The following is a 20,091-nucleotide window of genomic DNA, read 5'->3' as shown; positions in this document are numbered from 1 at the left end:
GCACGGCTCGCGCTTTGCTTTTCACGATAGACCTTTGGCATCTTCGGGTGCCGTCCGAGCCGAATTCTTTGCCGCGACGACGGCATCGAACACATCCCGCTTGGGTACTCCGGCGGCGGCCGCGACGGCGGCGATCGCGTCCTTGCGGCTCTCCCCGGCCTCCTCCCGCACCCTGACCCTGGCCACCAGCTCGGCCGGGTCGAGTGCGGCCGGCCCCGGTTCGGGCGCCCCCTCGACCACCACCGTGATCTCGCCGCGCACACCACCGGAGGCCCAGGCAGCCAGTTCCCCCAGGGGGCCGCGCCTGACCTCCTCGTACGTCTTCGTCAGCTCGCGGCAGACCGCCGCCCGGCGGTCGGCACCGAACACGACGGCCATGGCGGCGAGGGTGTCGTCGAGCCGGTGCGGGGCCTCGAAGTAGACGAGCGTCCGGCGCTCCTTCGCCACCTCGCGGAGCCGGGCCAGGCGTTCGCCCGGCTTGCGCGGGAGGAAGCCCTCGAAGCAGAACCGGTCGACCGGGAGCCCCGAGAGGGCCAGCGCCGTCAGGACCGCGGAGGGGCCGGGCACGGCCGTGACCCGGACCCCCTTCTCGACCGCGGCGGCGACCAGCCGGTAGCCGGGGTCGGACACGGACGGCATGCCCGCGTCGGTGACGAGCAGCACCCGCGCCCCGCCCACCAGGGCCTCGACGAGCTCGGGGGTGCGGGCCGACTCGTTGCCCTCGAAGTAGGACACGATGCGGCCGCGCACATGGACGCCGAGCGCCTGGGTGAGCCGGCGGAGCCGCCGGGTGTCCTCGGCGGCGATCACGTCCGCCGTCTCCAGTTCGGCGGCGAGCCGGGGCGGTGCGTCCGCGATGTCGCCGATGGGGGTGCCTGCGAGTACCAGCGTTCCTGTCACACCGCCATCCTCGCAGCCGCGCCGCGCCCCGCGCACGGACGCGTTCCCTACGATGGCGCGGTGACCAGTACAGCGTCTGAAGCCCAGCAGGGACGGGCCGTGGGGGAACAGCCGCCCGCCTGGCAGCAGCGGCTGCGCCGATTCGGGTACGTGCCCGGGCGCGGACCGGGCCTGCGTGAACGCCTGGTGCCCCCGTTCGCAAGGCCCGGCCCACAGCTGTGGTCGGTCCTCGGCGTGCCGCCCGCACTCGCCGGCCTGATCGTGCGCTGGGCGGCGTGGGGCGGGCCGCTGCTGGTCGCGCTGGCCGCGGGACTGCTGCGGTTCTGGCAGCTGGGCGACCCGAAGGCCGTGATATTCGACGAGACGTACTACGCCAAGGACGCCTGGGCCCTGATCAACCAGGGCTATGAGGGCAGCTGGCCGAAGGAGATCGACAAATCGATCCTCCGCGACCCGTCGTCCGTGGCGGTGCCCACCGATCCCGGCTATGTGGTGCATCCGCCGGTCGGCAAGTGGGTCATCGGGCTCGGCGAGCAGCTGTTCGGGTTCACCCCGTTCGGCTGGCGCTTCATGGTGTGCGTCCTGGGCACGCTGTCGGTGCTGATGCTGTGCCGGATCGGCCGCAGGCTCTTCCGTTCGACGTTCCTGGGCTGTCTGGCCGGCACACTCCTCGCGGTGGACGGTCTGCACTTCGTGATGAGCCGCACGGCACTGCTCGACCAGGTGCTGATGTTCTTCGTGCTGGGGGCGTTCGGCTGTCTGCTCGTCGACCGCGACCGCGCCCGGGCACGGCTGGCGTCCGCACTGCCCGTCGACGCGGAAGGGAGGCTCCGCCCGGACGCGGCAGTGGCCGAACGCCTGCGTCTCGGGCTGCGTCCGTGGCGGCTCGCGGCCGGTGTGTGCCTGGGGCTGGCGTGCGCGACGAAGTGGAACGGCCTGTACATCCTGGCCGCGTTCGGGCTGCTGACCGTCGCGTGGGACGTGGGCGCCCGGCGCACCGCGGGCGCGGTGCGCCCGTACGCGGCGGTGCTGCGCCGTGATGTGGTCCCGGCGTTCGTGTCGACCGTTCCGGTGGCCGTGGCCACGTACTTCGTGTCGTGGACTGGATGGTTCGCGACGAAGGACGGCTACTTCAGGGACTGGGCGGCGAACCGCAAGGGCCTCTCCCCGGACCATGTGAAGCTCCCGCTGCTCGGCGAGGTGAAGCTGCCGCAGTTCGACATGACATGGGTGCCGGAGTCGCTGCGCAGTTTCTGGCACTACGAGACCGAGGTCTACAGCTTCCATGTGAACCTCACGGACGGGCACTCGTACGAGTCGAACCCGTGGAGCTGGATCGTGCTGGGTCGGCCGGTCTCCTACTACTACGAGTCGCCGAAGCCGGGAACGCCCGGCTGCCGCGCCGGTGGCGGTGACTGCGCGAGCGAGGTGCTGGCGCTGGGCACCCCGCTGCTGTGGTGGACTGCCTGCGTCGCACTGCTCTACGTGCTGTGGCGCTGGTTCTTCCGCCGCGACTGGCGCGCCGGGGCCATCGCGTGCGGGGTCGCGGCGGGCTATCTGCCCTGGTTCTTCTACCAGGAGCGGACCATCTTCCTGTTCTACGCGGTCGTGTTCGTCCCGTTCCTCTGCCTGGCCGTCGCCATGCTGATCGGCGCCCTCCTGGGCCCGCCCGGCGCCACCGAACGCCGCCGCGTGGTCGGCGCGGTCGGCTCCGGCGTACTGGTCCTGCTGATCATCTGGAACTTCATCTACTTCTGGCCGATCTACACGGGCCAGGTGATCCCGATGGAGCAGTGGCGGGGGCGGATGTGGCTGGACACGTGGGTCTAGCGGCACGTACGGACTGAGGGTGCGCGGCCGATGGCCGCGCCAAGTTGGACAAAGGGTGAGGCCGTTGTCATGATCATCGGGCAGGACACGGGGCGTGATCTGCGCGTTGATTCTTGGACTTGGGGGGATTGTGAAGTTCACGTTCGGTCGCAGGGCGAGGAGCCGTGCGGTGGCGGTGGCTGCGGCGGCGCTCGCACTGACGGCAACTCAGGTGGTGAATGCGGGCGGGGCTTCGGCCGCCACCGGCACGGTCTACAGGAACGTCAAGTCGAACCTGTGCCTGGACGCGGCCGGTACTCATCCGGGTGCTTGGGTCATCCAGTACGGCTGCCACGGCGGCCAGAACCAGCAGTGGTACTCGACCCGCGACGGCCAGCTGGTGAACGCCGCGAACGGCCTCTGCCTGTCGATCCACAACGGCAGCGGGGAATACGGCGCTGGGCTCGTGCTGTGGTACTGCGACGGGGGTTGGTCCCAGAACTGGACCGTGGCCGACGCGGGCAAGACGCCTACGAACCAGTTCGCATTCATGATCGAGAACCCGGCGTGGGAGGAGACGCCCGAGAAGCACCGGGTCGTCGACGTGCCGGGCGGCACAACCGCCCAGGGAACACAGTTGATCTCCTGGTTGGCCAACGGCGGCTGGAACCAGAAGTGGACCAAGCACCAGCCGGTGGAGGTCCAGTAGCACGTTTCCTGTCTGCGGGAGTGACGTTGGAAGCCATCCGCATGCCGATCAGCAAGCCTGCTTGTCGAACGGGCTTCCTGACCGGTGATCGCAGGCGGCTCAGCGCGTGAGGACAGGGCCTCTTGGCAGCTCGGATGCGACCCCATCCGCTGCGCCAGGAGGCCCTGTTGCGCGGGCTGCCGCGACACCTGCCCACCGCCCCCGCCCAGCATGACCTGCCGGCTTCCTGGACGTCGGCGATCCTGCCTGCAGGGCGAGCGGTACGCGTCCGCGCCCGAACGTCGAAACCGGGGTGCCCTGACCCCCTTGCCGAACGTGCCCGCAGCGCCGTCTCGGCAATCACAGTGGACGAGGCTGCGTTCGTCGAGTCGGGCCTGTCCCCAGTGAAGGAGGGTGTGCACAACCTTTCCGCCCTCACGCAAGGGAAGAGGTACGAGGCCGTCGTCGCGTGTGCCGGCACGGGCACCGTCGACGTGACCATGGGCTCCTCCCCGCCACAGGTACAGAACTGCGACGCCGAAGCCGTCACCTACCGGATAGCCAAGGCGCCCGCAGAACTGGCCCTCACCATCAAGGGCAGGCAGGGGGCATCCGGCGCGATCGCGTGGCAGATCAACTCGGAAAAGGAATCGTCGCCGTAGCGCCCCGGCGCGGGGAAGGTGCTCAGTACCCGCGTCGGCGGGCCGCGGATGCTCTGTCGGGGCTCCGCCGCACGTCACTTCGGGGCAAGGTGCTCGTTGCGGACTTGCGGCCCCGTCGATTCATCCGGCGGGGCCACCCCGTGTTGCAGGACGGCGCCACGCGGCCGCCGGAGCGGGCTTCCGCACCCGGCCGTACCTTTCGAGACCGGCACTCCCGGATTCGGACGACGACCCGGCCGGAATGCGTGTGCGGGGACAGATCGAAACAGTGGCCCATTTGCCGCACGACCGGCGACGCGCCGGAATACGAAAAGCGCCACGCGAATTTATCGGTTACTCCAACTTACTGATGATCGGCGTGTTCCGGCGGGAGGTGCCGGTCACGCGGCCGTGCCCGGGGCAGGCTCGCTCTGTGGGTCGGAGCAAGCGCGTGGAAGAGGGAGCATGTACATGAGACCTGGCGACCGGACTGGATCCCGGCTCGGACCCCTGCCCCGTCGAGCCAGGCAGCGGACCGGCGGCACGATGGCCTCGCTCGCGCTGGTCCTGGTGGCTGCAGTGGTCAGTCCGGCTGCCTCCGCGGCTCAGGACACAGGCGAACGTGTGAGCGCGTCGAGCAGCACGGACGGCGGAGAGGGCAAGTGCGAGGACTCGTCGCACCACACCGGCAAGGACAACTGCAAGCGGGGAGCGACGGGTGCGACCGGACCGACCGGTCCGACGGGACCGGTCGGACCGACGGGTGCAACCGGACCGACCGGGGCCACGGGTCCCACCGGTCCCACGGGAGAAGCAGGAGTTTCCGGATACGAGATCGTTTCGCAGCCCCTCTCTGTTCTCGCCGGGAACAACCTTGTCAACATCAACGTCCCCTGCCCGGCGGGCAAAAGGGTGGTCGGCGGCGGATTGGTTGCGAATTTCCCCTATTCAACGCACTTCTCGGTGTACGAAAGCGGACCGAATCCAGGGGGAACCGGCTGGGTCGCAGGTGCGAACAATGTCGAGGGTAATATCACTCAGGCTTTCACGGTCTTCGCCGTTTGCGTCAACGCGACCTGAGGCCGCCCCGCATGAGCAGGACTTCGTCGTTCTCGTGATCGGCGCGGAATGATCACGTGAGTCCTGGGGCGGCCGGCGGCCGGGTCATGTCCCGCCCGTGGTGGTGCGGGCCTCGGCGATGTTCTCCCATCCGGCCAGACGGAGTGCGCCGATGGCCAGGTCCCTCAGGTCGCATCGAAGCACACGCCTCGGCCCACGGGTTCACTCGTGCCTGTCATGGCCGCCCGGGCCTTGGCCATGGCCGTGGCGGCCGGCTGTACGGAAGGAAGCCCCGCTGCGGTGCCGAAGCCGGCCACCCACGCCGGGGGCATTCGCGGCCGTCGCCTGCTCGGGGGGCACCGGCTCACGTCGCGATCCTGGTGGGGCCGCCCGCGGTACGAAGGCACCCGGGACGTCCCGGCGCCCGATCGGCCGAACAAGATCACCTGCGTGCGGACCCACGCCGGCTCGCCCCGAAGACGGATCGGCGACGCGCTCACGGGACACCGGGAGCGATTGTCTGCCAGGTCCCGGTCCGATAACTGCCCTCCCTGTGACCCCAGATGTGACGGTAGAGTCACCGACGACCAACACTTGAACATGTTCAATCCAAACGGGGAAGCTCCACGGGGAGGGGAAGCCCATGCGCACCGGAGCAAAAATCGCCATCGTGGGCGCAGTGTTCACCGTCGCCGCCGGCGGTGTCGGATACGCCGGCTACACCATGGTGGGCGACATGATGGACGGCGACGACGACTCGAAGGCGTCCACCGTCTCGTACAGGAGATCCGGGCCGCCGGACGCCACGGAGATCGACCGGACGGCGAAGGACTTCCTCGCCGCCTGGGCACGGGGGGACGTGGACCGGGCCGCGAGGCTGACCAACAACAAGGAGGCGGCCGGAGGTTACGTCGGAGGCTTCCGTTCCGAGGCGCACATCGACAAGGTCACCATCATCCCGGGCAAGGCCACCGGGTCCAAGGTGCCGTTCACGGTCCAGGGGGTCGTCTCGTACGACGGCCGGACCGCGCCCCTGAAGTACAGCTCCGAACTGACCGTGGTGCGCGGACTGACCACCGGCGCACCGCTCGTCGACTGGCAGCCGGCCGTCGTCCACCCGGAGTTGGGGACCGGAGAGACCCTGGTCACCGGCGAGGCGTCCGCGCCGCCCATCACCGCCGTCGACCGCGCCGGCCGCGAACTGGCCAAGGAGACGTACCCGTCCCTCGGGCCGGTGCTGGACGCCCTGCGCGAGAGGTTCGGCAACAGCGCGGGCGGCGAGCCCGGCGTCGAGCTGATGATCAAGAGCAAGGACGAGACCGGCGGCAAGCCCGACCGGACGCTCGTCACCCTCGTCAAAGGGCAGCCCGGCAAGCTGAGGACGACGCTCGACGCCGGTGTCCAGGCGGCGGCGGAGAAGGCGGTGGCCGGACACAAGGAGGCCTCCGTCGTCGCGGTGAAGCCCAGTACTGGCGAGATCCTGGCGGTGGCCAACCACCGCTCCGACTCCTTCAACGCGGCGATGCTCGGCAAGATGGCTCCCGGCTCCACCATGAAGATCGTCACCGCCGCGATGCTCCTGGAGAAGGGGCTGGCCGCCGCGGACAAGCCCGCCGAATGCCCGAAGACGGCGTCCTGGGGCGGCCGCGACTTCCGCAACCTCGACGGCTTCTCCATCGAGGGCGGAACGTTCGCGCAGAGCTTCGCCCGTTCCTGCAACACCGCGTTCATCAAGCTGATCGACGACACCAAGGACGAGGAGGCGCTGACCAAGGAGGCCCAGGAGGTCTTCGGCATCGGCCTGGACTGGAAGACCGGGGTCGCCTCCTTCGACGGCAGCGTGCCCGCCGCCTCCGGCGCGAACGCGGCCGCCGCGTACATCGGCCAGGGCCAGGTCCAGATGAACCCCCTGACCATGGCGTCCGTGACCGCCACCGCCAAGGCGGGGGTCTTCCGGCAGCCCGTCCTGGTCCCGCCGGGCACCGACGACCGTTCCCCGGTCACCGCACCGCGCCGGCTGCCCGGCGCCGTGGCCGGCCAGCTCCGCGACATGATGCGTCTCACCGCGAGGAGCGGCACCGGCGCGTCCTCGATGTCCGGCCTCGGCGGCGACGTCGGCGCCAAGACCGGGTCCGCGGAGGTCGACGGCCAGGCCACGTCCGACAGCTGGTTCGCCGCCTTCCGCAACGACGTCGCCGCGGCCGCGGTCGTCCAGTCGGGCGGCCACGGCGGGGACGCGGCGGGCCCGGTGGTGGCGGCGGTCCTCCGTGCGGGCTGAACCGGGTCCGCCCGGCGGCGTGCGCACGCCGCCGCCCGACGCGGTTCGGGTCCCGATGCGCGGTGGGCGCGGGGCCGCGAGGGTCACGGACGTCGTGGGCGGCCGGCCGTCCCACGGGCGGGCGTCGCGGCGCCCGCCCGCCGGGGCGCCGGCCGCCCGGCCGGCCCGGTGATATGACGCCGCTCGTCGTCGCGGCCGTGCTGGCGGCCGCGATCACCCACGCCGCCTGGAACGCGCTCGCGCACGCCATCAAGGACCAGCTCATCGCGTTCACCCTGATATCCGGCGGCGGGGCCGCGATCTGCGCGGTCCTCGTCTGCTTCGTCCCGGTGCCTGCGGCCGGTGCCTGGCCGTACCTGATCGCCTCCGTCGTCCTGCACGTCGGCTACCAGGCGCTGCTCATGCGCTCGTTCAGCCTGGGCGACTTCGGCCAGATGTACCCGATCGCCCGCGGTACGGCGCCGCTGGTGGTGACGTTCGCGGCGACGGTGTTCGTCGGCGAGACCCCGGACCCGTGGCAGACCGCCGGTGTCGCAGTGGCCTCCGCGGGGCTGGTCGGCGTGGCACTGTGGGGCGTCCTCCCGCTCGGCCGGCCCGCCCGGACCGCGGGCCCGGGAACCCGCAGGCTCCCTCAGGCACCCGCGCTCCTGGCGGCACTCGCCACGGGCCTGTCCATCGCGGTCTACACGGTCGTGGACGGCGTGGGCGTACGGGCCTCCGGCAGCGTCCTCGGGTACACGGTCTGGCTGCTCGTGCTCCAGGGGATCGCCATCCCCGCGTACACCCTGTACCGGTACGGCCGCGCCCTGCCCGCGATGCTCCGGCCGCACGCGGAGCGCGGCCTGCTCGGTGCCGCGATGGCCATGTCGGCGTACGCCCTGGTGCTCTGGGCGCAGACCCGCGCCCCGCTCGCACCGGTGGCGGCACTGCGGGAATCGTCGGTCCTGGCGGGTGCGGCCATCGGCACGTTCCTCCTGAAGGAACGATTCGGCGGGCCGCGGATCGCCGCGTCCGCGTTCATGGTGCTGGGCATCGCGCTGATGCTCGTACCGAGCTGATGTCCGTACGGATCCGATGCCCGTACGCCCCGATGCCCGTCCCTCGCCGATGCCCGTACGGATCCGATGCGGGCCCGGGTGCCCGGTGGCCGCAGGGCCGGCTTCGACTCCGGCTCCGGCTTCGACCCCGGCTCCGGCTCCGGACGGACATCCGGTCCGGTCCTGCCTCCCCGCTACCCGACCGCGGACCGCACCGCGCGCACCAGTGCCTGTGCACGCGGGTCGGCGGTGACGCCCTTCTGCATTCCGTTGGTGACGTAGCCGAAGGCGATGCCCGACTCGGGGTCGGCGAAGGCAAGCGATCCGCCGCGGCCGGGGTGGCCGAAGGAGCCCGGCGCGAGGAGCGGCGACGCGGGACCGTGGAGCATGAAGCCGAGGCCGAAGCGGGTGTTCACGACGAGGACGCGGTCGGGCCCGGAGGACTCCTCGGCGCGGGCCAGTCCGAGGGTCTCCGGCGTGAACAGCCGGTGCCCGTCGACGGGGCCGATCATCGCGGCGTAGCAGCGGGCCAGCGCGCGGGCCGTGGCGATGCCGTTGGACGCGGGCAGCTCGGCGGCCCGGTAGGCGGGGGCGTTCTCGTCCGGGGCGGGGTCTATCGCCGCGAACGCACGGCGGGTCACGGACCCGGGGTCCCGGTACGCCTCGACGACGGACGGCTTGGGCCGGAGCTTGAGGCCCGGGTCGGCGGGCGGCGTCTCGACCGGGCCGATCCGGCCGACCCGGTGGGCCTCCTCCTCCGGCAGGCCTATCCACAGGTCGAGGCCGAGCGGACCGGCCACCTCCTCCGCGACCAGGCGGCCGATGCCGTGCCCGACGATGCGGCGGACCAGTTCGCCGAGGAGCCAGCTGTAGGTCTGCGCGTGGTAGCCGTGCGCGGCACCGGGCTCCCAGAGGGGCTGCTGGGCGGCGACGGCCCGTGCGCCGAGTACGGGGTCTGCGGCCTCGGCGGCGGTCAGCGGCCGGTCCAGTACGGGAACCCCGGCCCGGTGGCCGAGCAGATGGCGGACCAGCACGCGTTCCTTGCCGCCCGTCTTGAACTCGGGCCAGTAGGTGCCGACGGGGGCGTCCAGGTCGAGCCGTCCGCGCTGGTGCAGCACCAGCAGCGCGGCCGCCGCGACGCCCTTGGTGGCGGAGCGCACGATCTGCGCGGTGCCGGCCGCCCAGGGTTCGCCGCCGTCGGCGTCCTCGGTGCCGCCCCAGAGGTCGACGACCTTGCGGCCGTGCCGGTAGACCGTGACGGCGGCGCCGCGCTCGCCGCGCAGTTCGAAGTTGCGTGCGAAGGCTTCGCCGACCGCCTCGAACCCGGACTCCGCCGTCCCCTGTACCGCGACCACTGTGTGCTCCCGCTGCTCGTCCGCGCCCCTGTGGCGCCCTTCCATGGTGCAGGGCATCCGTCGTGTCCCCGCGTGCGGGGCTCGGCGGGCGCGACGAGGGGGCCGCGACGAGGGGCGGCGGCCGCGCCGGGCCCAGCCCACGGTCAGCCGTTCCTCGTCGAGGACCCCGTCGGCCGTTCCCCGTCACAGGCCCGTCAGCAGTTCCCGGACCCGTCAGCCGTTCCCCGTCACGGCCCGCGGGGCCACCGACCGCGGGTCGAAGCCGAACGGCAGCTCCAGCCGGTGGGCCCGCATGGTCTCCTCGTCGGACAGCAGCGTGGCGGTGGGGCCGTCCGCAGCGATGACGCCCTCGCTGAGGATCACCGAGCGCGGGCACAGCTCCAGGGCGTACGGCAGGTCGTGCGTGACCATCAGCACGGTGACGTCCAACGACCTCAGGATGTCGGCGAGTTCGCGACGGGAGGCGGGGTCGAGGTTCGAGGACGGCTCGTCGAGGACGAGGATCTCGGGTTCCATGGCGAGGACGGTCGCGACCGCGACCCGGCGGCGCTGCCCGAAGGACAGGTGGTGCGGGGGCCGGTCGGCGTACTCGGCCATGCCGACCTTGTCGAGGGCGGCCCGGACCCGCGCCTCCAGTTCCGCGCCGCGCAGTCCGGATGCCGCCGGTCCGAAGGCGACGTCCTCCCGCACGGTGGGCATGAACAGCTGGTCGTCCGGGTCCTGGAAGACGATGCCGACCCGGCGCCGGATCTCGGCGAGGTGCTGCCGGGCGACCGGCAGCCCGGCGACCTTCACGGTGCCGACGCCGCCGCCGAGGATGCCGTTCAGGTGCAGGACGAGGGTGGTCTTGCCCGCGCCGTTCGGGCCGAGCAGGGCGACCCGCTCCCGGCGGCCGACGGTCAGGTCGACACCGAACAGGGCCTGGTGGCCGTCGGGGTAGGCGTAGGCGAGCCCGGACACCTCCAGCGAGGGGGGCTGCGGGGCGGGCGTTCCGGTCGTGGGGGACGCGGAGGTCGACGAGGACATGGAGGTCACAGGAGCCATCCCAGCAGACAGACGAAGGCGGCGGTGAACGGGGGCGCGGCGGCGTACGACCACTGGGCGCGGGTCGCGGCCGTGTCGTCGAGGACGGGCATGGTGCCGGCGTAGCCCCGGCTGAGCATCGCCAGGTGGACGCGTTCGCCGCGCTCGTAGGAGCGGATGAACAGGGCGCCGGCGGACTTGGCGAGGACGCCCCAGTGCCGCGGCCCGCGCGCCTCGAAGCCGCGTGAGCGCCGGGCGACGGACATGCGCCGCATCTCGCCGGTGATCACATCGCCGTACCTGATCATGAAGGAGGCGATCTGGACCAGCAGCGGGGGCATCCTCAGCCGCTGGAGGCCGAGCAGCAGGGCGCGCATCTCGGTGGTGGAGGCGAGGATCACCGATGCGGCGACCCCGAGGGTGCCCTTGGCGAGCACGTTCCAGGCACCCCAGAGTCCGGGCACGCTGACCGTCAGTCCGAGCAGTTCGGTCTGCTCACCGGGCACGACGAACGGCATCAGCACCGCGAACGCCACGAAGGGCACCTCGATCAGCAGCCGCTTCAGGAGGAAGCCCACAGGGATGCGGGCCACGGCGGCGACCGCTGCCAGCAGCACCGCGTACAGACCGAACGCCCAGACGGCCTCTCGGGGCGTGGAGACGACCGCCACGACGAAGCAGAGGACAGCGGCGATCTTGCAGTGTGCCGGAAGCATGTGCACCGGCGAGTGCCCGTGCCGGTAGAGCCTGTGCGCGTGGCCGGCGCCCACGGTCAGGCCGCTTCCGCAGCGGTCTCGGCCTTGGCCGCCGGCTGTGTCCGGCGGCGCACCGCCCAGAAGAGGCCGCTGCCCACGGCGAGGGTGGCGCCGACGCCGATGGTGCCGGCGAGGCCGCCGGACAGCCGGGCGTCGGTGATGTCCCGGACGCCGTAGTCGGCGAGGGGCGAGCCGGCGGCGGCGTGCTCCTGGACGTTCCTGTCGAAGCCCTTGTCGGCGGCGACCTTCTCCAGTCCGTCGGGGCTGGCGGAGGCATAGAAGGAGACGAAGCCGGCGAGCAGCAGCGAGGTGGCGAGGCCGGCCACCCAGACCTTCCGGGCCGGGCGGGGGGCCGCGGGCGAGGCCGCCGGAGCCGCGTCGACGAGCTCGCCGCCGACCCGCAGCTTGAGCGGCGCGGACAGACCGCGGGCGCCGTACACCAGGTCGGGCCGGACGGCGAGGACGGCACCCACGGTGAGTGCGGTGATCGTGGCCTCGCCGGCACCGATCAGGGTGTGGACGCCGACCATGGCGGTGAGGACCTTGCCGATGGGGACGTCCGTGGTGCCGCCGAGCGCGTACAGCAGGGTGAACGAGGCGGCCGAGGCCGGCACCGAGACGAGCGCGGCGACGAAGGTCGCCGCGGTCACCGAACGGCGGGACTTCGGCAGCACCTTGACCAGGCCGCGGAACAGCGCGTACGCGACGAGGACGGTCACCACGCCCATGACGGTGATGTTCACGCCAAGCGCGGTGAGACCGCCGTCGGCGAAGAGGATGCCCTGCATCAGCAGGACGACGGAGATGACCAGGACGCCGGTGTACGGGCCGACGAGTATTGCGGCGAGGGCGCCGCCGAGCAGATGCCCGCTGGTGCCGGCGGCGACGGGGAAGTTCAGCATCTGTACCGCGAAGACGAACGCCGCGACCAGACCGGCGAGCGGCGCGGTCCGGTCTCCTCCGAGGTCTCCGGCGGGCGACGCTCCCCCGAGCTCCCTGCGTGCTCCGCGCAGGCTGATCGCGACGGCGCCGACGGCGAGGGCTCCGGCTGCGACGGACACGGGTGCGTCGATGAATCCGTCGGGCACATGCATGGCGGGCTCCGCTTTCACGCAGGATGGTTAACCGCTCGATAATAGGGCCCTCTTGCGAACTATTTGCAAGAGCGCGAGCAGCACAACACGCGCGGAGCGCCACGAGACGGCGAGGCACGAACCCCCCGCGCGACAGCGGCTCCTGTCGCCGCCGCGGCCGCACTCGCCCGGCATGGAATATGCGGGGGATGTGTAATACGGCAAATATGGGACATTGGATAACGAAACAAGCGAGTGGGAGGAGCCGTCAGATGACCCCCGCCGTCCAGCAGCACATACAGGCCCGCATCGTCGCCGACGCCCCGCTCAACCGGCCGATCCCGGTCGCCCTGCGCTACGACCCGGACGGTGATCCCGGCTCGGTGCACGTGGCCCTGCCGGGCGGCACCGAATGGATCTTCCCCCGCACACTGCTCGAAACCGGACTGCGCAGCCCCGCCCGCAGCGGTGACGTGGGGGTCTGGCCGTGCGGCCGGGTGCAGACGGTCCTGGAGTTCCACACCCCGCAGGGCGTGGCGATGGTCCAGCTCGACACCGCGCCCCTGATCCGTTTCCTGCGCCGCACCTACGCGCCCGTCCCCACGGCTGCGCCCGCCCGCCGGTGAGCACGGGGCCGGTCCCCCGTGCCGCTCGCACGGGGGACCGCCCCTCTCTCCCCTGTCCGGCCGGTCCCCACCGGCCGGACCACCGGGGCGCACCCGCTCAGCGGGCCCCGGATTCCTCATGTCTCGAAATGTTCCGGCCGACTGCCGGGTGACTCGGGTCGTGTCCCGAGCGACTCGGCTCAGGCCGCGGCCCGAGTGGCTCCGGAGCGGCCCAGGCCGCGGCCCGAGTGACTCCCGGGTGAATCAGGCCATGCCCCGAGTGGCTCCGGAGCGGTTCAGGCGCGCACCAGCTCCCGCTCGCCCGCCGGGTCGTCACCGGCGGAACGGTCTCCGTCGCGGTCCTCACCCGACGGCCCGGCGTCCTCGCCCAGGGCCTTGCGCAGTCCCTCGCCCTCGACGTCGACGTTCGGCAGGATCCGGTCGAGCCACCGGGGCAGCCACCAGGCGTGCCGGCCGAGCAGCGCGAGAACTGCGGGCACGATCGCCATGCGGACGACGAAGGCGTCGAAGAGGACTGCGACCGCGAGGCCGAAGCCGATCATCTTGACCATCTGCTCGCTGGAGCCGATGAACCCGGCGAACACCGCGATCATGATCACCGCTGCGGCGGTGACGACCCGTGCTCCGTGACGGAAGCCGGTCACCACGGCCTGGCCGGGCCGCTCCCCGTGGACGAAAGCCTCCCGCATCCGGGTGACGAGGAAGACCTCGTAGTCCATGGCGAGTCCGAAGACCACACCCACCATGAAGATCGGCATCATCGACATGACCGGCCCGGTCTGCTCGACACCGAACAGGTCGCCGAGCCAGCCCCACTGGAAGACCGCCACGACCGCGCCGAGGGCGGCGACGACGGAGAGCAGGAAGCCGAGGGCGGCCTTGAGCGGCACCAGCACCGAGCGGAAGACCACGGTCAGCAGCAGGAACGCGAGGCCGACGACGAGCGCCAGGTAGGGCACCAGGGCGTCGTTCATCCGCTGCGAGAAGTCGACGTTCATCGCGGTGGCGCCGGTGACCAGGACCTCGTCGCCGGTCTTGTCGCGGATCGCGTGGACGAGTTCCTCGGTGTCCGAGGAGCTGGGCTTGGACTCGGGGATGACGGTGATGGTGGCGGTGTCACCGGCCTTGTTGAGCGTGGCCGGGGTGACGTAGGCGACGTCGTCCAGGCCTGAGATCACCTTGGCGGTGCGGTCGGCGGCGGCCTTGGTGCCGCCACTGCCCTTGCCGTCCACGACGACCATCAGCGGGCCGTTGAAGCCGGGGCCGAAGCTGTCGGAGAGCAGGTCGTAGGCCTTGCGCTGGGTGGTGGAGAGGGGCTGGGAGCCGTCGTCGGGCAGGCCCATCTCGAGGGAGGCGGCCGGTACCGCGACGGCCCCGAGGCCGATGACGCCGACGAGGAGCACCGTCACCGGGCGGCGCAGTACGAACCGTGCCCAGCGGGTTCCCATGTTGGGCTTGCCGGCGTCCTCGCCGCTGCCGGACGCGCGGCCCTCCTCGACGGACACTCCGGCGCCGGACGCGCGGTCCTTCTCGACGGCCTGCTTGCGGGCCTTGCGGCCCAGCACGCGCCTGCCCGCGAAACCGAGCAGTGCGGGGATGAAGGTGAGGGCGATGAGGACGGCGATCACAACGGTGCCGGCGGCGGCGACGCCCATCTTGGTGAGCATCGGGATGTTGACGACGGCGAGGCCGACCAGGGCGATGACGACCGTGAGTCCGGCGAAGACGACCGCCGACCCCGCGGTGCCCACGGCCCGGCCCGCGGCGTCCTCGCGTTCACGGCCCTCGGCCAGCTCGGCGCGGTAGCGGGACACGATGAACAGGGCGTAGTCGATGCCGACCGCGAGACCGATCATCGTGGCGAGCGTCGCGGTGGTGGAGCCGAGGTCCAGGACGTCGGCCAGTGCGGCAATGGTGGAGACGCCGATGCCGACACCGATGATCGCGGTGAGCAGCGGAAGCCCGGCGGCGACCAGGGAGCCGAAGGTGATGACCAGGACCACGGCGGCGACGGCCACCCCGACGATCTCACCGGATCCCGTCTCGGGTACGGACTGGAGGGCGTCACCGCCGATCTCCACCGTGAGTCCCTTGTCGCGCGCCTTCTTGCCGGTGTCCTTGAGGGCGTCCCGGGTCTCGTCGGTCAGCTCCATCGCGTTGACCTTGTAGGAGACCTGGATGTAGACGGTCGAGGCGTCCTTGCTGATCGCCTGCGCCGCGTACGGGTCGACGACCGCGACGACCTGGTCGGATCCCTTCTTCAGCTCGCGGGCGACCTCGTCGACCTGGGCCTTGTTGGCCGGGTCGGTCATCTTCCGGCCCGCGGGGGCCTTGAAGACGACCCGGGCGGTGGCGCCGTCGGCGCCCGATCCGGGGAAGCGCTCCTCGAGCAGGTCGAAGGCCTTCTGCGCCTCGGTGCCCGGCATGGAGAAGGAGCTGGAGGTGGCTTTGGACGCGGAGGCGGCGCCGACGCCGGCGACCGCGAGCAGCAGTACCCACACGAAGGAGACGAGCAGGCGGCGCCTGAAGGCGAACCGGCCGAGCCGGTAGAGGAAGGTGGCCACGGAGGCGTACTCCGATCAGGTCGTTGGGACAACAGGGCAGGAATGACCAGCCCGACGACGTGAGCGGTGCGCGTCAGGTGGGACTTTGCGGGTGGTGCGCTGGTGGGCGGCCGCGCTTGCGTGCGCTGCGCCTTGCGCGTGTTGCGCCTTGCGTGTGTTGCGCTTCCCGGTGGCGCTTCTCAGCGGCGCCTGTCGGTGTTCCGCTGGGGTGTGGTGCCTGTGGGGAAGGGATCAGACGCCGAGGGCGGGGAGGATCACGGCGTCGATGTAGTCGCGGAGGAAGCCCTGGGTCATGGGCTCGTCCTGGATCAACGGATGGGCGACGAAGGCACCGACGAGCATGTGGGACATGTACGCCAGCGCGGGGTTGTCCGCGGAGATCTCACCGCGGTCGACGGCCCGCTTGAGGAGGACGTCGAGGCCGGTCATCTCCGGCTCGATGAACAGCTCGCGCAGCGCCCGCAGCAGGTCGGGGTTCTCGTGGACGGCTCGGGTGAGACCGCGCATCAGGGCGGTGTCCCGCTCCATACGGCAGTCGTCCGAGCGCGCCACCATCTCGTGGATGTCGCCGCGCAGGCTGCCGGTGTCGATCTCGGAGACGTCCACCGGCGTGCTGTTCCGCAGTGCCGTGGCGACCAGCTCCGGCTTGCTCCCCCACTGGCGGTAGAGGGTGGCCTTGCTGGAACGGGTCCGGGCGGCGACGGCATCCATGGTGAGGGCGTCGTAGCCGACCTCGCGCAGCAGGTCGAGCACGGCTTCGTACAGCTCTGCCTCGCGTTCCGACGTGAGTCTGCCGCGTGCCATGCCGTTCTCCATCCGAACGAAACGGTTTCGTACACCTCGAAGGTACCCCCGCTCACCGCAGCACGCAACGAAACGAAACCGTTTCGTACGTGTTCTGGGTCACCGTGCGCCGCGAGCACGGCGCCGGCACGACTTCCGCGCCCCTCGCACCACTGCCTTCGCGCCCCGGCGCGGATCGATGGCCCAGCACGAGTTGCCGCGCCCCCCTGGCGCGGAAAGCATTGTGGAGTGAGTGACGACGTCGCGTATCTCCGTTTCCCGCACCTTCACGAGGACTTGCTGTGCTTCGCCGCCGAGGACGATCTGTGGGTCGCACCGCTCGTCCCCGCAGGCCACCGTCCCGGCCGGGCATGGCGGCTGACCGTCGACCGCACGCGGGTCAGTCATCCCCGGTTCTCCCCGGACGGCACCCGCATCGCCTACACGACCTGGCGCAGCCTCGACCCGGAGATCCACCTCGCACCGGTCGAGGGCGGACCCACCGGCAGGCTCACCTACTGGGGCTCCACCGACACCCGGGTGTGCGGCTGGGACCCGGACGGCAACATCCTGGCCGTCGCCTCGCACGGCCAGCCGTTCTCCCACTTCTCCTGGGCCTACAAGGTGCCCACCGACGGCAGCCCCGGCGGCCGGCTCCCCTGGGGCCCCTGCTCCGACATCCAGGTCGCCGACGTCGACGGCGAGCACCGCACCCTGCTGCTCACCGGCAAGCCGCCGCACGAGCCCGCCGCCTGGAAGCGCTATCGCGGCGGGGCCACCGGCCGGCTCTGGCTGCACGGCAGGCGACTGCTCCCCGACATCGGCGGCCACGTCGACTGCCCGATGTTCGTCGGCGGCCGCATCGCGTTCCTCTCCGACCACGAAGGCGTCGGCAACCTCTACTCCTGCCTGCCCGACGGCAGCGGTCTCCGCCGCCACACCGACCACGACGAGTTCTACGCCCGGCACGCCTCCAGCGACGGCCACCGGGTCGTCTACCAGTGCGCGGGGGACCTCTGGATCGTGGACGACCTCGGCACCGACTCCGAACCCCGCAGGCTGGACGTCCGGCTCGGCGGCCCGCGCGCCGGCCGGCGCAGCTACCAGGTGCCGGCTGCCAGCAACGTCGACGCCATCTCCGTCGACGCCACGGGCCGGGCCAGCGCCGTCACCGTGCGCGGCAGCCTGTACTGGCTGACCCACCGCGACGGGCCCGCCCGGACCATCGCCGACACGCCGGGCGTACGGGTGCGGCTGCCCGAGATGCTCGGCGCCGGCGGCCAGGTCGCCTACGTCACGGACGCGGAGGGCGAGGACGCGATCGAGATCGCCTACCTCCCGCGGGCCACCGGGGACCGCGAGCCGCGCAGGCTCGCCGCGGGGGAACTCGGCCGGGTCCACGAGATGGTCGCCGACCCCGAGGGCGAACGCCTCGCGATCGCCTCCCACGACGGCCGGCTGCTGCTCCTCAACGCCAGCGAGGACTCCACAGGCGAGGTCACCGAACTGATCCGGTCCATCAACGGCCCCGTCCGCGACCTGGCGTTCTCCCCCGACGGCGCCTGGCTGACGTGGTCGCACCCCGGGATCGGACGGACCCTGCGGCAGATCAAGATGGCCCGTATCAAGGACCGCACCATCGTCGACGTCACCAACGGCCGCTTCGAGGACGAGAACCCGGTCTTCACCCGCGACGGACGCTATCTGGCCTTCCTGTCCTGGCGCGGCTTCGACCCGGTGTACGACGTGCACACCGGCGACCTGTCGTTCCCGCTGGGCTGCCGCCCCTACCTCGTACCCCTGTCGTCGGCGACGCCGTCGCCGTTCGCCCTGCTGCCGGACGGCCGGCCCGCGGCCGGCGGGCGGGACCCGGAGGACGAGGACGAGGGCGAGGGCACCGTGACCGTGGAGGTCGAGGGGCTGGAGAGCCGCGTCACGCCCATCCCGGTCGCCGCGTCCAAGTACTCGGCGCTGCGCCCGGTGAGCGGCGGCGGGCTGGTGTGGCTGCGCTGGCCGATCTCGGGCGCACTCGGCGAGACGTTCGCCAATCCGGCCGACACCACCGGCCGGCCGACCCTCGAGCACTACGACATCACCAAGGCGCGCCGGACCGAACTCGTGGGCCACCTCGACTGGTTCGCCGTCAGCGGCGACGGGACCCGGCTGGTCGTCGTCGACGAGGGCGATCTGCGGGCCGTACCGGCGACGGAGAGCGGCGACAGCGACTCGACGGTCTACCTGGACCTGCGCCGCATCATGCACGAGGTCGACCCGGGGTCCGAGTGGCGCCAGGCGTACGACGAGGCGGGACGGATCATCCGCTCCTACTTCTGGGACCCGGGCATGTGCGGCATCGACTGGGACGCGGTACTGGATCAGTACCGGCCGCTGGTCGAACGGGTCGCCTCCCCCGACGAGTTCGCCGATCTGCTGCGCGAGGCGCTCGGCGAGCTCGGCACCTCCCACGCGTACGTCTCACCCGCCCGCCGGAACGAGGGGCCGCCGCACTACCAGCGGGCCCTCGGCCTGCTCGGCGCCAACTTCGTGTGCCGGGACGGCGCGTGGACCATCAGCCGGATCCTTCCCGGCGACTCCTCCGACTCCAAGGCCAGGTCGCCCCTGGCGGGCACCGGCATCCGGGAGGGAGCCGTCCTCACCCATGTGGACGGCCGCCCGGTCGACCCGGTCACCGGCCCGTACCCGCTGCTGGCGGGGTCGGGCGGCACGACCGTCGAGCTGACGTTCCGGCCCGCCGAGGGCGAGGGGCGGTCCCGGCGGGTCGCCGTGGTCCCGCTGATCGACGAACGGCCGCTGCGCTACCAGGACTGGGTCGCCAAACGCCGTGAGGTCGTCCGGGAGCTGAGCGGCGGCAAGTGCGGCTATCTGCACATCCCCGACATGGGCGGCTCCGGCTGGGCCCAGTTCAACCGGGACGTGCGGCTGGAGGTGTCGCGGCCGTCGCTGCTGGTGGACGTGCGCGGCAACGCCGGCGGCAACATCAGCGAGCTCGTCGTCGAGAAACTGACCCGGAAGATCATCGGCTGGGACCTCACCCGGGACGCCCAGCCCGTCTCGTACACCTCCAACGCACCGCGCGGACCGATCGTGGCGCTCGCCGACGAGGCGACCTCGTCCGACGGTGACATGATCACCGCGGCGTTCCGGGTGCTGGGGCTGGGCCCGGTCGTGGGCCAGCGGACCTGGGGCGGGGTGGTGGGCATGACCGGACGCCACCGGCTCGGCGACGGCACGGTGATCACCGTGCCGATGAACGCCGCCTGGTTCGACGCCTACGGCTGGTCCGTCGAGAACCACGGCGTCGCACCGGACATCGAGTCCGAACGGACGCCACTGGACTGGGCCGAGGGCAAGCGCACCGACCTGGAGACCGCGGTGCAGGTGGCGGTCGACCTGTTGAACCGCCATCCGGCCGCCGACCCGCCCGGCCTCGCGAACGTCCCCGACCGGCGCCGGCCCAAACTGCCACCGCGGCCCTGACG

The 20,091-nt window shown here is 71.7% G+C and carries 14 protein-coding genes; 7 read left to right on the top strand and 7 right to left on the bottom strand.

The features are described 5' to 3' along the window. Nucleotides 1-21 precede the first annotated feature (21 nt). Nucleotides 22-900: a 16S rRNA (cytidine(1402)-2'-O)-methyltransferase gene (gene rsmI, locus ACZ4Z5_RS15580; RefSeq protein ID WP_468262271.1), complete on the bottom strand. Its 879-nt coding sequence runs from the start codon at nucleotides 898-900 to the stop codon at nucleotides 22-24. A 60-nt stretch (nucleotides 901-960) separates the two neighbouring features. On the opposite strand from rsmI, the gene ACZ4Z5_RS15575 reads away from it, so the two are divergent. The 5 genes from ACZ4Z5_RS15575 (at nucleotide 961) to ACZ4Z5_RS15555 (ending at nucleotide 8,433) form a co-directional block, all read left to right on the top strand. Next, nucleotides 961-2,730: a dolichyl-phosphate-mannose--protein mannosyltransferase gene (locus ACZ4Z5_RS15575; RefSeq protein WP_468262269.1), complete on the top strand. Its 1,770-nt coding sequence runs from the start codon at nucleotides 961-963 to the stop codon at nucleotides 2,728-2,730. A 169-nt stretch (nucleotides 2,731-2,899) separates the two neighbouring features. Beyond that, nucleotides 2,900-3,418: an RICIN domain-containing protein gene (locus ACZ4Z5_RS15570; protein ID WP_468262267.1), complete on the top strand. Its 519-nt coding sequence runs from the start codon at nucleotides 2,900-2,902 to the stop codon at nucleotides 3,416-3,418. Nucleotides 3,419-3,813: 395 nt separating this feature from the next. Beyond that, a complete protein-coding gene (locus tag ACZ4Z5_RS15565; RefSeq protein ID WP_468262265.1) occupies nucleotides 3,814-4,059 on the top strand; it encodes a hypothetical protein in 246 nt (81 codons plus the stop codon). Nucleotides 4,060-5,740: 1,681 nt separating this feature from the next. Then, nucleotides 5,741-7,375 carry a penicillin-binding transpeptidase domain-containing protein gene (locus tag ACZ4Z5_RS15560; RefSeq protein ID WP_468262262.1) on the top strand — a complete coding sequence of 545 codons (1,635 nt, stop codon included), beginning with the start codon at nucleotides 5,741-5,743 and terminating at the stop codon, nucleotides 7,373-7,375. 173 nt (nucleotides 7,376-7,548) lie between these two features. After that, nucleotides 7,549-8,433: an EamA family transporter gene (locus ACZ4Z5_RS15555; protein ID WP_468262259.1), complete on the top strand. Its 885-nt coding sequence runs from the start codon at nucleotides 7,549-7,551 to the stop codon at nucleotides 8,431-8,433. Between the two features lie 173 nt (nucleotides 8,434-8,606). Here the strand turns inward: ACZ4Z5_RS15555 and ACZ4Z5_RS15550 are convergent, their stop codons facing one another. The 4 genes from ACZ4Z5_RS15550 to ACZ4Z5_RS15535 all read right to left on the bottom strand — a co-directional run bounded on the left by ACZ4Z5_RS15550 (nucleotide 8,607) and on the right by ACZ4Z5_RS15535 (nucleotide 12,639). Further along, nucleotides 8,607-9,812 (bottom strand): serine hydrolase domain-containing protein, encoded by a 1,206-nt coding sequence (locus ACZ4Z5_RS15550; RefSeq protein WP_468262257.1) that lies wholly within the window; start codon nucleotides 9,810-9,812, stop codon nucleotides 8,607-8,609. A 168-nt stretch (nucleotides 9,813-9,980) separates the two neighbouring features. After that, nucleotides 9,981-10,793, bottom strand: a complete 813-nt coding sequence (locus ACZ4Z5_RS15545; protein WP_468262626.1) for an energy-coupling factor ABC transporter ATP-binding protein — start codon at nucleotides 10,791-10,793, stop codon at nucleotides 9,981-9,983. Between the two features lie 5 nt (nucleotides 10,794-10,798). After that, nucleotides 10,799-11,560, bottom strand: a complete 762-nt coding sequence (cbiQ, locus tag ACZ4Z5_RS15540) for a cobalt ECF transporter T component CbiQ (protein WP_468262255.1) — start codon at nucleotides 11,558-11,560, stop codon at nucleotides 10,799-10,801. Between the two features lie 2 nt (nucleotides 11,561-11,562). Beyond that, complete coding sequence (locus ACZ4Z5_RS15535; protein ID WP_468262252.1) at nucleotides 11,563-12,639, bottom strand: energy-coupling factor ABC transporter permease; 1,077 nt, start codon at nucleotides 12,637-12,639, stop codon at nucleotides 11,563-11,565. Between the two features lie 251 nt (nucleotides 12,640-12,890). Here ACZ4Z5_RS15535 and ACZ4Z5_RS15530 point away from each other — a divergent pair, with 251 nt between their 5' ends. After that, nucleotides 12,891-13,244 (top strand): SsgA family sporulation/cell division regulator, encoded by a 354-nt coding sequence (locus ACZ4Z5_RS15530; protein WP_468262250.1) that lies wholly within the window; start codon nucleotides 12,891-12,893, stop codon nucleotides 13,242-13,244. Between the two features lie 275 nt (nucleotides 13,245-13,519). On the opposite strand, the gene ACZ4Z5_RS15525 is transcribed toward ACZ4Z5_RS15530, so the two are convergent. Together ACZ4Z5_RS15525 and ACZ4Z5_RS15520 are read right to left on the bottom strand one after the other, a co-directional pair. Further along, the gene (locus ACZ4Z5_RS15525; RefSeq protein WP_468262248.1) at nucleotides 13,520-15,808 is read right to left on the bottom strand and encodes an MMPL family transporter; all 2,289 of its coding nucleotides are present in this window, start codon (nucleotides 15,806-15,808) and stop codon (nucleotides 13,520-13,522) included. 231 nt (nucleotides 15,809-16,039) lie between these two features. Next, nucleotides 16,040-16,612: a TetR/AcrR family transcriptional regulator gene (locus ACZ4Z5_RS15520; protein WP_468262245.1), complete on the bottom strand. Its 573-nt coding sequence runs from the start codon at nucleotides 16,610-16,612 to the stop codon at nucleotides 16,040-16,042. A gap of 228 nt (nucleotides 16,613-16,840) precedes the next feature. On the opposite strand from ACZ4Z5_RS15520, the gene ACZ4Z5_RS15515 reads away from it, so the two are divergent. Then, nucleotides 16,841-20,089, top strand: coding sequence for a S41 family peptidase (locus ACZ4Z5_RS15515; RefSeq protein WP_468262242.1), 3,249 nt, complete (start codon nucleotides 16,841-16,843; stop codon nucleotides 20,087-20,089). The last annotated feature ends 2 nt before the right edge of the window (nucleotides 20,090-20,091 follow it).

This window comes from Streptomyces sp. NPDC030222, from assembly GCF_055573115.1.
The sequence above is the reverse complement of the archived record's forward strand: the minus strand, read 5'-3'. Positions and strand labels throughout refer to the sequence as shown.

Bases quoted from the DNA above. Each gene is read 5' to 3' on its own strand.
- ACZ4Z5_RS15560 (WP_468262262.1), top strand. From the start codon at position 5,741: ATGCGCACCGGAGCAAAAATCGCCATCGTGGGCGCAGTGTTCACCGTC.
- ACZ4Z5_RS15555 (WP_468262259.1), top strand. From the start codon at position 7,549: ATGACGCCGCTCGTCGTCGCGGCCGTGCTGGCGGCCGCGATCACCCAC.
- ACZ4Z5_RS15550 (WP_468262257.1), bottom strand. From the start codon at position 9,812: ATGGAAGGGCGCCACAGGGGCGCGGACGAGCAGCGGGAGCACACAGTG.
- ACZ4Z5_RS15545 (WP_468262626.1), bottom strand. From the start codon at position 10,793: ATGTCCTCGTCGACCTCCGCGTCCCCCACGACCGGAACGCCCGCCCCG.
- ACZ4Z5_RS15535 (WP_468262252.1), bottom strand. From the start codon at position 12,639: ATGCATGTGCCCGACGGATTCATCGACGCACCCGTGTCCGTCGCAGCC.
- ACZ4Z5_RS15530 (WP_468262250.1), top strand. From the start codon at position 12,891: ATGACCCCCGCCGTCCAGCAGCACATACAGGCCCGCATCGTCGCCGAC.
- ACZ4Z5_RS15520 (WP_468262245.1), bottom strand. From the start codon at position 16,612: ATGGCACGCGGCAGACTCACGTCGGAACGCGAGGCAGAGCTGTACGAA.